A 13,798-nucleotide genomic window follows, 5' to 3' on the forward strand; every position below is an offset into this window, starting at 1 on the left:
ATTGGTTATCATTAGTTGTTAAAACGCTGATAGATAGCGATTTATAAGAATCACTTGTATCACTCGCTGTTGTTGGTTGGCAACAAATGGCAACCGTTATGGCAACCAGAAATAGTGTGGGCGTGGCAATATTAAGGTAGCGTCCAATAGATGGATGCTACCTTTTTTTAGTATGTTAGGTTAATATAACATTCTTATAAAAAGTCTCCCTATCGGTACATAATTAGAGTATTATATTAAGTACGTTTTGCGTAGAAAAATAAATCAAGGGAGTCTGAGTTATGAGAGTGAATATTACGCCTAGGTGCAAGTTGTTAATGATCTTAACGACATCAACATTCCTATTATCCAGTTGTGGGACATCTACGACACAAAAAAATAGTTCAAGTGTAAAAACTGAAAACAGTAAAGAACAGCTTATGTTTGCTAATGTACAGAAGAATGGTAAAGCATATGTCGATAAAAACGGTTCATTTACTTTGCTTGGTACGGCACCTAAAGGTACGTTAATTGACGTTTCTTATAAATCAAATATGCATTTTAAAGAAACAGTTTCTTCTTCAAAAAAAATTAAAATCAGCATTACTCATATCAACAATGATTTATACGGTGCAAAAAAAGATGGTTTGGTAACCGTGGTGAAGGCTAAATTTCCGGACGGCAAAAAAGTAACCACCGGCTTTAACTTATATGATTCATCGAAAAAGTAAAACAGAACACATAAATTATGTAATGGTTTAATACCAATTCGAGGAAAGTATGAAGAAAATAAATAGAGCAATAATATTGTTAATTTTATCAGTATCTACACTACTTACTGGGTGTTCAACGAAGTCTAAGAGTAACGTTCGGCCAAATTACTACAAAGTGAAAATAGAAAAGATAATGCAGAATAAAGATGACTGGACAATCAGTGGTTCAACAAAAGCGCCCAATGGATATATATTGGCGGGAATTAGTACAAATACTTCTGATTTTTATAACCAAGATCAGGCCATAAGTACTGATAACGGAAACATTGTTAAAATTCATGACCATCATTTTTCGGCTCGTATCGCAACGTATGATGCTGTAAATCAAGACTCTAAGACAGTAATGCGAATTAACGCTATTTCACCGCACCTATTTTCGAAATCGAACTTAGTAGCAAGTGAGCTTATTTTAAATAATTCAAAAATGAAAAAGATTAGAAAATACGGAACTAAGGCTGTATTTCAGGATAATATAAAAACAAGTGGAAACGATTCAGGATCAGATAATCAGAGTAAATCATCTCAGTCGATTTCACAGTCGACAACGACAAACGGTAATAATACGCTTTCTGATTTAAAAAAATCCGTTAAGAAATATATTAACAATCAGGATTCTTTGATTTATTCATATAGCGTGTCAGTAAATGGCATGGATTCGGTAAAGCCGTACGTGGCGAATATTATTATAAAAGATAATAAAGATAGTCAAGAGTCTTTTGCACTTGCCACTGCGGACATTATCAAAGGAATTAAAAAAATAACATATCAAAATTACTCGAATATTAAAATAACCTTTGAAAGTGATTTAGTAGATCAATATGGAACGACAGTTAGAAATTGTAACGTTCTAACTTACAACTTTAATAAATCTACACTAAATCAAATTGAGAACACTGATAATTTAACGCCATCTAAATTAAAAGTAATCGCTGATTCTTATTACAAACGGTCATTGAAGAATAACTAGTACTTTTAGACGTTCAAAGACCTCGAGATCACTATAAGTACCGAAGTATTTGCTGTAACCAATCAAATGTCTTTTATTTAAGTTTCCGTTCAATTAAACAAGTCTTTTTTCTGCATTGTCGTAATAAAATAATAATTTCATCCATAAATATTGAACTTATTCTGTAATTAGGCTTCCATATGCTCAATTACAGGGTTATATTGGTTACGTCGATCATCCGTAGGGGGATAATTATGAACAAAAAATTAGTTGTAATGGCTATTGCTACCGGATTAACTCTAACAAGTAATGTAGTCGCTCAGGCAAGTACAAAAAAAGCGAGTGTTAAGCCTGTAACACCTACTGTAAAAAGCACCTACTTCAAAGGTACAGCAACAAAAAAGGCTACTATTAAGTTAAGTCGCTACAAAACCATCTATGCTTACGGAAAAGTTACAAGTAAGGGCAAATACAGTCTAAAATTGAAACATAAAATTCATGCTGGTTGGAAATATCGAGTAACCGTGGCGAAAAAAGGGTATCAGAGTAAGTATGTGTATGTTAAAACTAAACCGTCAAAAACAGGCACGACGACGACAGGCACGACATTAAACGTATTACCAACCAATAATTCCAACATGAACGCATCCCTAACCGATAGTTCTAGCAATAATAGTGCTAGTTCAGACGACAATACCAACAACATTTCAAAGGTAAGTGAGAATGCTGAATTAGCTAATTTAATTCAACAGGCTGATCAATTACATCAACTTGCGATTAAAGAAAGAAATGAAGATAAGGAAGCAGCCGGTCATGTTGAAAATGTAGCTGAAGATGCATTATTCTATTATCAATATAATTTAGATAGTTGGCTTCAACATGTGAGCGATTTGCAGAATCAAATTAAATCGTATAGAGAACAAATTCGGAATGGTACGGCTGATGCAGAAACTCAAGGTAATTTGGATTATGCAATTAGTGAGTTAGAGTTGGCACAAAATACAGTTACATTAATCAAAAATGCTCAATCGTATATTGCTCAATATGGCGTAGACGGTGCTAAGGAAAATGATAAACAAGCAAGACAAGATTTTAACTCTGTTAGTCAGCGTGTACAGGATATTGAAACTCAAAGAAGCGCTGTACTGAAAAAAATTTATCAACTAGATCCTGACTACTATACGGATGAGTAAGCTACTAATCAAGTTCACAAGCATAATGCCAATGCGAACTACAACAATTACATTACTATTTACAATAAATGTGTAAGAAAAAACGCCGTCCTGCATGCATGGACGACGACTTTTTTCGTATTTAAATGAGTACACATTAATTAGGCATTACAATGATCTATTATTCAAATCTTGATTGTCGGCAAGTTGTGAGAAGAGTTCAGCGAGCTTTCTTGGATTATTTAATAATTTTTCCTTAGCTTGAGGTGTTAAATAATATCCGTACTTTCGAATTGAAGGGAGCACGTCATGAAGTACCCAATGTTGAAACCTTTGAGCCGATGGTAAATCACTATCTAGAATTAAAGAGTAGACGCCAGACTCATCTATCAAAATTTTATTAGCCCAATCATTTGGACTCTTCCAAAGTTCAGCGAATAAGGCTTGTTCCATATCGCCCGAACCCTTACGTGACACTGCTTTTCGATGCTTTGATGTAACATGCTGATTAATAGCTCGATTTAAATCTTTATAACCAAGCATTCTTGCAACATCTTTTCCAACAAAATACTGAACATCATCAATATAAAGTGAGCGAATGTGTTCACCAATACTATCAAAAACGGTTATTTCATTTTCCATAAAAACACATATACCTCCGTAATTGTACAAATTTAATTTTCCCCCGATTTTCGAAATGTTTCCCCCTAAAAGTTTGTTTTAGGATGATGTGCAAATCAAACTACGTGAGCTATTGCTCAATGCTATCCCTTTTTTTATGGTTAGGTCGGGGGAAGGCACCTTACTCATATTGACATAAATTTTTTCTTTATGGTCTATACCCAATTCTTGTGTGATATATCCGCACTTAATTGCTTGTGCATAAGTTATATATTGAATGCTTAAGACGTCTAACCATCCGATATTAAGTAATCCGTGTACGTGATCTTTGAAACTTGATTCCAAAACTCGTTTAAATGAATGACCATCAGGAGTTTTGTAAATATCTATTATTTCATGAAAGTCTCCAAAGTTTGATGAATTATCAAAAAAAGCAGTACGTAAGTCATTTTTTGTTAAAACAGTATTACTCTGTAGTATTTCTTTAATCCGTTCACACTGATCAGGTTTAAGCGCAATAAGTGCACGCTGCTGCGGATGGGTTTTTGTTATGAAATTGGTTGCAGTTTCTTCATCGAACATAGTTCTGACTGCATCGTAATATACTGGTGTTGTTGTAGTTAGGTTTGTTTTTAGAATGTTCTCCCATTTGGCTTCTTTGATGTCTTTTACCACATAGTATGTTGGAATCATGAATGCACCAAATTCCAGATCATCTACGTTTATATAGTTTTCGTTGAGATAATGTTGCTCACTTAAATTTAAATCAGAAAAGGGAATTGGTTGTAACAAATTGCAAATTAGGAGAATATCAATAATATTTTTAATAGGCTTACACAATTTATCCTGTGTCGCTGACCATCCCATTTTGTTTAAAAATTTGCGATTCATCTTGGAACGGATGAGCTTGGGAGTAAATGAAATAACAGCCCCTTGTTGTTTATGAAGTGTGAAGAGCTTTATCGGTGGATTATCATTGAGTAGTTGATAGATTGCCAACAAAGTTTGTTTTAGTCCGGTAACTTGTTCATAGACTTTTTTCATTTCATCACTTTGCTTAGCTTTATATTTGATAATGGGAATTGATGATGACGCAATTATGCGACAATATTTTTGGTAGGGTGTTTCTTCCTGCATAGAGTGACCTCGTATTTTTTAATTTTATAAAAACGTTGTTATATCAACGATTATAGCTATTGTATTTGGATAAATTGCATATATTAAGAAACTAAAGTATATTATATTCAATTTATTTAAGACTGTAGCTGATAAACCCTGCTGTATTAGTGTTTATCGGCATTGAAAAAATACAAGCGCTAGTTAGTATGGCGGACAAAACAAAGACCGTTTTGTCCGCTACTCGCTTGCGCTCGTAACGACGATATTTTTCAACTTATAACATTACCATGCCCACGGTTTTGTTTAATTTAAGCTAAGTTGTCTTGCATGAATTGATCCAATGAACGTTTTGAGATACGTTGAACAGTTGTGCCGGGAACTTGTGTAATTTCCAGACCATGTGCAAGCATTTGATTCAGCGTTGCCATACTTACCCCAACGTATTTAGCAGCGTTTTGTTTCGTGTAGTAACTTTCCCGTATTGTATAAGCATCAAGTGCTGTAATTATAGCATCATTGACGTACTGTTTAATTGATTCATTTACTGACTCCAAAAAAGTAGTTGCAGTTGTTTCTGTTGATTCGAATTGCATGAACCCACTCACTTTCCATGTTGTATGATTAAATCTCATTTGTGATTACTATTCCATTTTATCTCATTTCGTGTGATAATTCAATGTAAAAATCACAAATAATATATTTTTATCTCACTGTGATTTTTGTGATATAATAGATTCAGGAGGTAAGGTGATGAATAGGTTAAAAGAAGTACGAAAGGGACACAAGTTAACACAGACTCGACTTGCAGAGAAAACCGGATTATCTCAAAATGCACTTTCTAATTACGAAAATGGGCAACGGAAACCTAGTCTGGATGTTTGGAATCTGCTATCCAATTATTACAAGCTACCTGTTCCCTATCTACAAGGTGTTTCTGATGATCGAAACGGTTGGGATGTATGGGAAGAAAACACAAAGTATTCTAAAGATGAAATTACTGCTGAAATAAATCGGTTAAAGAAAAATAAAGCCATTTATAGCGGCGATACGTTGCAGCAACAGATTACAAAAGCAGTACAAAGTTTAGAAGGACTTGGAAAAAATGATTATAATGCAGTGGAATTTGTAGCCTATGCATTAGATATGGTCAACAACGCAATGACGGATAACTTCTACATTGATGGATCTAAAGTTAAGTTTGGAAAAACAAAAAGCGAAGCGTATACAAACGGATCGTTATTGTACAAAGGTATGAATAATGATGTACTTCTTGAAATGAACAGGATATTGATGCACTCAAAAGATGACATCCGCGACTTAATACAGAAATACCACTTATCAAACTTTAAATAATTAAACTCCAAACATTGCCATGCCCACGGTAAACGATTGGAGAAATTATAATGGCAAGTATCAAAAGTTATACAACTAAACGTGGTGAAAAGCGTTACGAGATTCATATGTACGCTGGTATTAATGAACAAACTGGAAAACCGAAGAAAATACATCGAAAAGGATTTAAAACTAAACGAGAAGCTAATTTAGCTATTTCAAGACTTACTGTTGACGTAAATGAAGGTAACGTGCAGACGGAAAATAATATTCGGTTTGAAGATGTGTACGAACAGTGGTATCAAACATACATTAATAGTGGCGTTCGTACTAGTACCTATGCTAGAACTCGTGGCATGTTCAAAAATCATATTTTACCAGCATTTGGTAATTTACGGATTAGAACGATAACAACGCCACAAATTCAAAAGGTAGTGAATGAATGGTTTAAACTAGCACCAGCTTCTGGCTGTAAACGTTGGTATTATTACACTCAGAACGTGTTTGACTATGCCTTAACACAAAAGTATATGACAGGAGATAACCCCGTTAAGGCGGCTATTTTGCCGCATAGACAAGCACAATTGAACGATGATGATAAGTTCTATGACATGGAACAAATTAAGGCGTTCTTTAAATGTATTGATCCAACTGTGGAACTTGAGAAATATACGTTGTTTAGGTTGCTCTGTTTTTCTGGTATCAGACGTGGTGAGTGTTTAGCGCTTACGTGGAACGATATTGACTTTGAAACTGCTCAATTATCCGTAAACAAGACACTAACGCAAGGGATGCGTGGCGAAACGATTGTGCAACCTCCTAAGACGGATGCTGGTAACCGAGTTATTTCACTTGATGATGAAACGATGAGTTATTTGAAAAAATGGCGTGCTTTACAGAAAGTTCAATTTTTAGAGTTAGGGTTCAACACGATGAATAGGGAACAGCTTATTTTTGCTAATCGTAAGAATGGGTATAAGTCACTCGATACGCCACGTAAATGGCAAACTAAAATTATTGACGATAATCAACTACCTAAATTGAAAGTTCATGGGTGGCGACACACGAATTGTTATTTGTTGTTCTCAATTGGTGCATCCGTCAAAGAAGTTCAGCAACGTTTAGGACATGATGACGCCAACACGACACTTAGCATCTATGCGCACGTTACCAGACATCAGGACATGGAAATTGTTCAAAAATTAGGGAAAGTGGTTAATATTTAGTCAATGGCAACCAAAATGGCAACCAGCCATATATTGAATAGCAATATAACGGCTATAAAGCCCGGTGTTATAGTGTTTATTAAAATTTAGAGGCGACTCCCGCCGTCTCCATCATCTGTAAAAGCCTTGTTGCAATGGTTAATCAAATGCCGGTGCAACAAGGCTTTTTTATTTGCGCAAGCGTTAATATCAATGAGTTATTAGGCTCAATGACAATTATTTTGAAACTAAATTGCCAGCTTTGAACGGGCGTGCATCCGCTAATAACGGATGCTTTTATTTTGCTCCGATTTTGGAAATGGCATTCAAAAGGGCATTCAAAAATTAATTTTATCGGCTTAATCAAAAAAGCTTCGGTAATGGGCAACTGCCACTACTGAAGCTTTTTTCGTTAATCACTAAATTATGAAATCAGTTTAAAGTGCTTCAACCCGTTCACAATGCCGTGGTCAACGTTGGCAGTCGTCACATATTCGGCCGCAGCCTTCACGTGGTCATCGGCGTTACCCATGGCAATTGCGTGATCGACAACGTCAAACATGGAAAGATCGTTGTTGCCGTCACCAAATGCATAGGTTGGCAGATCCTGATACTCAGGAAGGGCAAGTAGTTGCTTGATGCCAGTTTGCTTGGAACCGTTAGGAACAACAACGTCCATGCTGTAAGGCGTCTGGCGATAGAAAGCGAGCTCGTTTTTAAAGGCCTCGCGGTACCGGTCATCGTTTTCTGGTAACGTCAAAACCAGCATCATATTGATGGGGTTGAACTGCCAGTAAGTTGGATCGATGATCGGCACGGGGGTGTTGATGTAGTGGTAACAGTTGCGCGCCACGTCCGTTAAGCGGTCAATCCGAGCGGCAGCGTGGTTCAAAACCGCGTAAGCATCGCCGTTAGTGCTGGTCATTGTGGTTAAGCGCTCGATCACCGCCTTGTCGAGTGGCGTTGAGTAAATTGGTTTGCCGTTGGCGACAACAAAAGTCCCGTTGGCGGAAACTAGCGTATCAATGTTAGTTTGATCAATAATGTGACGAATTTCAAATAAGTTTCGGCCGGTCGCGATAACCGGAAGAATGTCGTTTTGTTTAAGTTGTTGGATGGCTTGGATCACGTCTGCGTCGAGTTCGGTTTTAGCGTTTAAGAGGGTACCATCTAAGTCGAAAAAAGTGAGTGCTTTAACCATGTGATTAGATCCTTTCAGTTCGAGTAGTTATTCCCAATTGTAGCATGTTTCGGAGCTTATCGGGGATGGTTGCTGAATCACAGTGACGGATTTCGAAATTTGGTTAATTTTTTTAGGTTTCTCGTGTGAACTTTCGGGCAGTTCGGTATAATGGACGTAAACGATTGCAGTTATGAAGGGACCACGTTAATATAAACGTGGTAATCAGAAGAAATCGATCCGGTCAGATTAAGTGACCATAGCTGTACGTTGATAATGGGGGCTAGCACCGTGAAAATTTTGATGATTGAAGATAATAAGTCAGTATCAGAAATGATGCAGATGTTTTTCAAAAAGGAAGACTGGGACGCACACTTTGCTTATGACGGCATCGAGGCGGTCAAAATATTCAAAGAGTGCCCTGAAGAATGGGATATGATCACCTTAGACTTGAACCTACCAGGGATGGATGGCATGCAGGTCAGTGCTGAGATTCGTAAGACGTCACCAACTGTGCCAATTATTATGTTGACGGCGCGAGATTCAGAAAGTGACCAAGTGTTGGGGCTTGAAATGGGGGCGGATGATTACGTCACCAAGCCATTTAGCCCGATTACGCTAATTGCTCGTATTAAGGCACTCGATCGGCGGGCGAAGTTGGGTGGTAACATGGCCAGTGAACCGGAACCCGCGCCAGTCGTTGAAGCCGCGCCTCAACCTGAGGCAAGTAAGTATGAAATTGATACGGGTAACTTCCAGTTAAACAGCAAGACGCGAGAGGCGTACCTCAACGGCAAGCAGATTTTGGATCTAACGCCCAAGGAATTTGATTTACTCAAAACGTTGGCGCAAAAACCGCGGCAAGTCTTCTCCCGTGAACAGTTACTGCAACTGGTCTGGGATTATGAATACTACGGTGATGAACGAACGGTTGACGCGCATATCAAGAAGCTACGGCAGAAGATCGAAAAAGTGGGTCCTCAGATCATCCAAACGGTTTGGGGCGTTGGTTACAAGTTTGACGACAGTGGAGCTGAGGCGTAATGCGACTGGTCTATCAACAAATGTTGGCCTTTTTTGCGGTCATTGCCTCGGTCCTACTACTATTAGGGCTTTCTTTTAGTAGCATGACCAAGGATATGGTTTATCAAAATACCTGGACGAGTTTGGAGAAGTATGCCAATAGTCTGGTGGAGCAATCCGTGCGCATTTCGGCCGGTGACCCCAAGCGAGTGTCATTTGACTCGGAATCGCTGTTGAATAGTGAAGTGCTATTGCGGAACCAATCGATGCACTTTACGATTTACAATCGGGATAATACCGCGGTTTTTCCAGATAATGTGTATATTTCAAAAATCAAAGCCAGCGATTGGAAGAAGTTGAATCGTGGTGAGATCGTTCAACGTGTGACGGATCGGCAAACGAAGACGGCAAGTGGTAAGATCGAACCAGCGATGACGGATGTGTTAAAGCCGTACTTTTACACTGATAAACAAAATAAACGGCACCTAGTTGCGGTCGTTAAAGTCGGGGCTTATATCTCCAACATCAATTCAAACATCGCCAAGATCAATTCTAATTTAACCAAAGCACTGGCGGTTGCCAGTATCGTTGCGTTGTTGTTGGCCTACTTTATCTCAAGGTACCTGACGTTGCGGATCAACCGACTACGGCGAGCGACTAATCAGGTGGCGCGAGGCGATTACGATGTTCAGTTGCCGAGTCAAAACCACGACGAAATCGATGATTTGGTTAATGATTTCAACAACATGGCGTTTTCGCTTCAAGCGTCGCGCAAGGAAATTGAACGGCAAGAAGAGCGACGGCGGGCCTTTATGGCGGATGCCGCTCACGAAATGAGAACACCGCTCACGACGATCAATGGCTTGCTGGAGGGACTCGCTTATGACGCAATTCCTGAAGATAGCAAGGCTCAAAGTATCGAACTGATGCGAAATGAAACGAAGCGGTTGATCCGGTTGGTTAATGAGAATCTGGATTACGAAAAGATTCGTAATAACCAAATTGCGCTGAATAAGCGTGAATTTAACGCCATGACGCCGCTGCGAACCTTAGTGGAACAATTGCAGCAACGCGCTGAAGCGAAACACGATACGTTGACGGTCAACGGCCTCGATGATGTCCCGGTGTATGCGGACTATGACCGCTTCGTCCAAATTATGTTTAACATTACGGCGAACGCAATTCAGTTTACCGATAATGGTCAAATTACGATTTTGGCGCAACGTGGTACTCACGGCAGTGTCTTTAAAGTTTCGGACACTGGAATCGGGATGACGGATGAACAGCTCACCAATATTTGGGAGCGCTATTACAAAGCAGATCCGTCGCGAACAAGTACCAAATACGGTGAATCTGGCCTCGGTCTCGCGATTGTGCATCAATTGGTATTGTTGCACCAAGGCCGCATCGATGTGATGAGCAAGAAGGGTGAGGGGACAACCTTTACGATTGTTTTACCAGATCCGAAAAATAGTGAAGCAATGAGCACCAACCAATAAAATAATTAAGAAAAAAAGGATTTTGCAAAAAGTCCTTTTTTTTTCGCTCGCTTTCTAGTAAAATGAACATTATGAAAAACAATAAAAGCGCTTTCAGAAACTAAGAGAGAATTTGAAGCGGTTGAAAATATAGAACGGAGTGAAATTCATGGCAGTGTTGTTAGCGTTGATCCCTGCAATTTGTTGGGGGAGTATTGGATTAATTAGTGGTAAGTTAGGTGGGACCTCTTACCAGCAAACCCTTGGGATGACCATCGGGGCCTTCTTATTTGGGATTTTTAGTATCGTTTACTTCCATCCTCAAATGACGACGACCGTTTGGTTAGTCGGGATCGCATCTGGTTTATTCTGGTCAGTTGGTCAATTCCAACAATTCCAATCCATGAAGGCGATTGGAATCTCCGTAACCGTTCCGGTATCAACCGGGATGCAATTGGTTTGTACGACGTTAGCTGGTGTTTTGTTATTTAACGAATGGACGACTGCGCGGATGCTTACATTAGGAAGTTTGGCAATGATTTCCTTGATTGCAGGTATCGTATTTACATCATTACGAGATAAAGCTGGCAATGCCAACCGTAGCGGTAACTTTAACATGTCTGCTGGGGTTCGGGCGTTGATTTTCTCAACGATCGGTTACACCCTTTACACGGTGATCGTTAACATGTCACACGTTGATTCTAAGGCTGTTTTATTCCCACAATCAATTGGGATGGTCATTGGCGCCTTGATTTTCGCAGCTCGCAACCACCCATTTGGCAAACCAATGGTCAAAAACGTCGCTACTGGGTTAGTTTGGGGCGTTGGGAACTTCTTCATGTTTATGTCGATTCCAGCCGTTGGGTTAGCTATCAGTTACTCATTAGCACAAAGTGGGATCATCATCTCAACCTTTGGGAGTATCCTCTTACTGGGCGAGCACAAGACCCGTCGCGAGATGATTTACATCACGATCGGTTCAATTTTGGTTATTGCTGGTAGTGCGATCCTCGGAATTCTTAAATAAATGTGGTCTAGTCCATTCATTTTTGGGGTAAAATCGGGTATAATAGAACTGATCCTAAATAAAGTGAGGTAAGTTTAATGGCACACATTTCCTTTGACGCTTCAAAACTTGATAAGTTCGTACACGATAACGAATTAGGTGAGATGCAAGCGTTAGTGAATGCAGCGGATGAAGAATTAAGAACGGGGTCCGGCGCCGGAAGCGATTTCCGCGACTGGTTAACGCTCCCTAAAGATTATGATCACGAGGAATTTGCTCGCATTAAGGCAGCTGCCAAGCAGATTCAATCAGACTCTAAAGTATTAGTTGTGATTGGAATCGGCGGGTCATACTTAGGTGCTAAGATGGCCGTTGACTTCTTACACGATACGTTCTTTAACTACCTACCAGATGACCAACGTGAATTCCCACAAATTTTATTTGCCGGGAACTCAATTAGCCCATCGTACTTGCACGATTTGATCCACTTGATTGGTGACCGCGACTTTTCAGTCAACGTGATCTCGAAGTCTGGGACCACGACTGAACCTTCGATTGCCTTCCGAGTATTCAAACAAATGTTAGTTAAAAAGTATGGCGAAGACGGTGCGAAGGCCCGGATCTACGCAACGACTGATAAGGCACGCGGTGCGCTGAAGCAAGAAGCTGACGCGGCCGGTTATGAAACCTTTGTCATTCCTGATGGCGTTGGTGGCCGTTACTCAGTGTTAACTGCCGTTGGTTTGTTGCCAATCGCAGCTTCAGGTGCTGACATTGATCAATTGATGACCGGTGCCGCTGATGCCATGGACACTTATACGGATCCGGATTTGACCAAGAATGAAGCTTACCAATACGCCGCTTACCGAAACATTTTGTACCGGAAGGGCTACACGACTGAACTCTTGGAAAACTACGAACCAAACCTCCAGTACTTCGCCGAATGGTGGAAGCAACTGATGGGCGAGTCTGAAGGGAAGAATGAAAAGGGAATCTACCCATCTTCAGCTAACTTCTCAACTGACTTGCACTCATTGGGTCAATACATCCAAGAAGGGCTTCGGAACTTGATGGAAACCGTTATTTTTGTTGATAAGCCAACGAACGATATCGATATTCCAAAGGAAGCCGAAAACTTGGACGGGTTACAATACCTCGAAGGCGAAACGATGCACTTTGCGAACACCAAGGCGTTCCAAGGCGTTACGTTAGCCCATACCGATGGTAACGTGCCTAACATGAGTGTTCACATTCCAGATCAATCAGCCTACACGTTAGGTTACATGATCTACTTCTTTGAAGTTGCCGTTGCCATTTCTGGTTACTTGAACGGGATCAACCCATTCAACCAACCAGGGGTCGAAGCATACAAGACCAATATGTTTGCACTTTTGGGCAAGCCTGGGTTTGAAGCACTTGGTAAGGAACTGAACGAACGACTTTAATTTAACGAATTAAATCGAATGATAAAAAGCATCTCGAAGTCAGCTGACTTTGAGGTGCTTTTTTATCGTATAAAGGATTATTAGTTTTCGAAGTGGAATGATTGCCTAGAAATCAACAATTGTGTTACTTGGTATTCTAACGGTTTCATTGATATTTGCTGTCGCTTGTGTCCAGCGTAAGCATTCTTGTGTTTAGTTTGTGAAGTTCGGTGATTTGTGTGAACTGGCGATTCCGGTATGCGACTAGGTTCCTGCTGTGAGGCCGGCCTGAGCCGAAGGGCGGTCTCAGACCTCGAAGTTAAGCCTCGCCAAAACCCACGCGAGTCTTAACTTCGTCCCCGATAATTGGCGGTTGTTGGAAGAACACCAACAACCACCAATTATCGCGACACAGCATCCACCTAGTCGCCTACCTGCATCTCACATTGCGTAATTCAGCGCTATTGCAGATCATCTCAAGTGCTTAATTGTGCGGTTGACCACGGAATTGCAACGACCGCCGTTGACAACCGCCAGATT

13 protein-coding genes are annotated in these 13,798 nt (G+C 39.9%); 9 read left to right on the forward strand and 4 right to left on the reverse strand.

The window, feature by feature from the left end:
- Positions 1-317 precede the first annotated feature (317 nt).
- From ACYVR3_RS02795 to ACYVR3_RS02805, 3 genes are all read left to right on the forward strand, one after another.
- Positions 318-710: a hypothetical protein gene (locus ACYVR3_RS02795; RefSeq protein ID WP_461243022.1), complete on the forward strand. Its 393-nt coding sequence runs from the start codon at positions 318-320 to the stop codon at positions 708-710.
- A 175-nt stretch (positions 711-885) separates the two neighbouring features.
- Positions 886-1,719, forward strand: coding sequence for a hypothetical protein (locus tag ACYVR3_RS02800; protein WP_461243023.1), 834 nt, complete (start codon positions 886-888; stop codon positions 1,717-1,719).
- Between the two features lie 233 nt (positions 1,720-1,952).
- On the forward strand, positions 1,953-2,891 hold the full coding sequence (locus ACYVR3_RS02805; RefSeq protein WP_461243024.1) for a hypothetical protein: 939 nt from the start codon (positions 1,953-1,955) through the stop codon (positions 2,889-2,891).
- A gap of 147 nt (positions 2,892-3,038) precedes the next feature.
- Here ACYVR3_RS02805 and ACYVR3_RS02810 read toward each other — a convergent pair whose 3' ends face one another.
- The 3 genes from ACYVR3_RS02810 to ACYVR3_RS02820 form a co-directional block, all read right to left on the reverse strand.
- Entirely contained in the window at positions 3,039-3,512 is a 474-nt protein-coding gene (locus ACYVR3_RS02810) for a BRO-N domain-containing protein (protein WP_461243025.1), read from the reverse strand.
- Between the two features lie 78 nt (positions 3,513-3,590).
- Positions 3,591-4,628 (reverse strand): hypothetical protein, encoded by a 1,038-nt coding sequence (locus tag ACYVR3_RS02815; protein WP_461243026.1) that lies wholly within the window; start codon positions 4,626-4,628, stop codon positions 3,591-3,593.
- A 290-nt stretch (positions 4,629-4,918) separates the two neighbouring features.
- A complete protein-coding gene (locus ACYVR3_RS02820) occupies positions 4,919-5,203 on the reverse strand; it encodes a MerR family transcriptional regulator (RefSeq protein ID WP_461243027.1) in 285 nt (94 codons plus the stop codon).
- Between the two features lie 157 nt (positions 5,204-5,360).
- Here ACYVR3_RS02820 and ACYVR3_RS02825 point away from each other — a divergent pair, with 157 nt between their 5' ends.
- A complete protein-coding gene (locus ACYVR3_RS02825; RefSeq protein ID WP_461243028.1) occupies positions 5,361-5,963 on the forward strand; it encodes a helix-turn-helix domain-containing protein in 603 nt (200 codons plus the stop codon).
- A 50-nt stretch (positions 5,964-6,013) separates the two neighbouring features.
- Complete coding sequence (locus ACYVR3_RS02830) at positions 6,014-7,168, forward strand: tyrosine-type recombinase/integrase (RefSeq protein ID WP_461243029.1); 1,155 nt, start codon at positions 6,014-6,016, stop codon at positions 7,166-7,168.
- Between the two features lie 403 nt (positions 7,169-7,571).
- Here ACYVR3_RS02830 and ACYVR3_RS02835 read toward each other — a convergent pair whose 3' ends face one another.
- Positions 7,572-8,348 carry a Cof-type HAD-IIB family hydrolase gene (locus tag ACYVR3_RS02835; protein WP_461243030.1) on the reverse strand — a complete coding sequence of 259 codons (777 nt, stop codon included), beginning with the start codon at positions 8,346-8,348 and terminating at the stop codon, positions 7,572-7,574.
- Positions 8,349-8,618: 270 nt separating this feature from the next.
- On the opposite strand from ACYVR3_RS02835, the gene ACYVR3_RS02840 reads away from it, so the two are divergent.
- The 4 genes from ACYVR3_RS02840 (at position 8,619) to ACYVR3_RS02855 (ending at position 13,279) form a co-directional block, all read left to right on the forward strand.
- Positions 8,619-9,371 (forward strand): response regulator transcription factor, encoded by a 753-nt coding sequence (locus ACYVR3_RS02840; protein WP_054737020.1) that lies wholly within the window; start codon positions 8,619-8,621, stop codon positions 9,369-9,371.
- The gene (locus tag ACYVR3_RS02845; protein ID WP_461243031.1) at positions 9,371-10,849 is read left to right on the forward strand and encodes an ATP-binding protein; all 1,479 of its coding nucleotides are present in this window, start codon (positions 9,371-9,373) and stop codon (positions 10,847-10,849) included. Before ACYVR3_RS02840 ends, ACYVR3_RS02845 begins: the two co-directional genes overlap by 1 nt.
- Before the next feature lie 148 nt (positions 10,850-10,997).
- A complete protein-coding gene (locus ACYVR3_RS02850) occupies positions 10,998-11,855 on the forward strand; it encodes a GRP family sugar transporter (RefSeq protein ID WP_461243032.1) in 858 nt (285 codons plus the stop codon).
- Between the two features lie 77 nt (positions 11,856-11,932).
- Entirely contained in the window at positions 11,933-13,279 is a 1,347-nt protein-coding gene (locus tag ACYVR3_RS02855) for a glucose-6-phosphate isomerase (protein ID WP_057152195.1), read from the forward strand.
- Positions 13,280-13,798 lie beyond the last annotated feature (519 nt).

The sequence above is a fragment of the Secundilactobacillus muriivasis genome (assembly GCF_054785195.1).

Excerpts from the sequence above, each read along its gene's own strand:
- ACYVR3_RS02800 (WP_461243023.1), top strand. The coding sequence starts at position 886 with ATGCAGAATAAAGATGACTGGACAATCAGTGGTTCAACAAAAGCGCCC.
- ACYVR3_RS02810 (WP_461243025.1), bottom strand. The coding sequence starts at position 3,512 with ATGGAAAATGAAATAACCGTTTTTGATAGTATTGGTGAACACATTCGC.
- ACYVR3_RS02845 (WP_461243031.1), top strand. The coding sequence starts at position 9,371 with ATGCGACTGGTCTATCAACAAATGTTGGCCTTTTTTGCGGTCATTGCC.
- ACYVR3_RS02835 (WP_461243030.1), bottom strand. The coding sequence starts at position 8,348 with ATGGTTAAAGCACTCACTTTTTTCGACTTAGATGGTACCCTCTTAAAC.
- ACYVR3_RS02850 (WP_461243032.1), top strand. The coding sequence starts at position 10,998 with ATGGCAGTGTTGTTAGCGTTGATCCCTGCAATTTGTTGGGGGAGTATT.
- ACYVR3_RS02855 (WP_057152195.1), top strand. The coding sequence starts at position 11,933 with ATGGCACACATTTCCTTTGACGCTTCAAAACTTGATAAGTTCGTACAC.
- ACYVR3_RS02805 (WP_461243024.1), top strand. The coding sequence starts at position 1,953 with ATGAACAAAAAATTAGTTGTAATGGCTATTGCTACCGGATTAACTCTA.
- ACYVR3_RS02825 (WP_461243028.1), top strand. The coding sequence starts at position 5,361 with ATGAATAGGTTAAAAGAAGTACGAAAGGGACACAAGTTAACACAGACT.
- ACYVR3_RS02830 (WP_461243029.1), top strand. The coding sequence starts at position 6,014 with ATGGCAAGTATCAAAAGTTATACAACTAAACGTGGTGAAAAGCGTTAC.
- ACYVR3_RS02795 (WP_461243022.1), top strand. The coding sequence starts at position 318 with ATGATCTTAACGACATCAACATTCCTATTATCCAGTTGTGGGACATCT.
- ACYVR3_RS02820 (WP_461243027.1), bottom strand. The coding sequence starts at position 5,203 with ATGCAATTCGAATCAACAGAAACAACTGCAACTACTTTTTTGGAGTCA.
- ACYVR3_RS02815 (WP_461243026.1), bottom strand. The coding sequence starts at position 4,628 with ATGCAGGAAGAAACACCCTACCAAAAATATTGTCGCATAATTGCGTCA.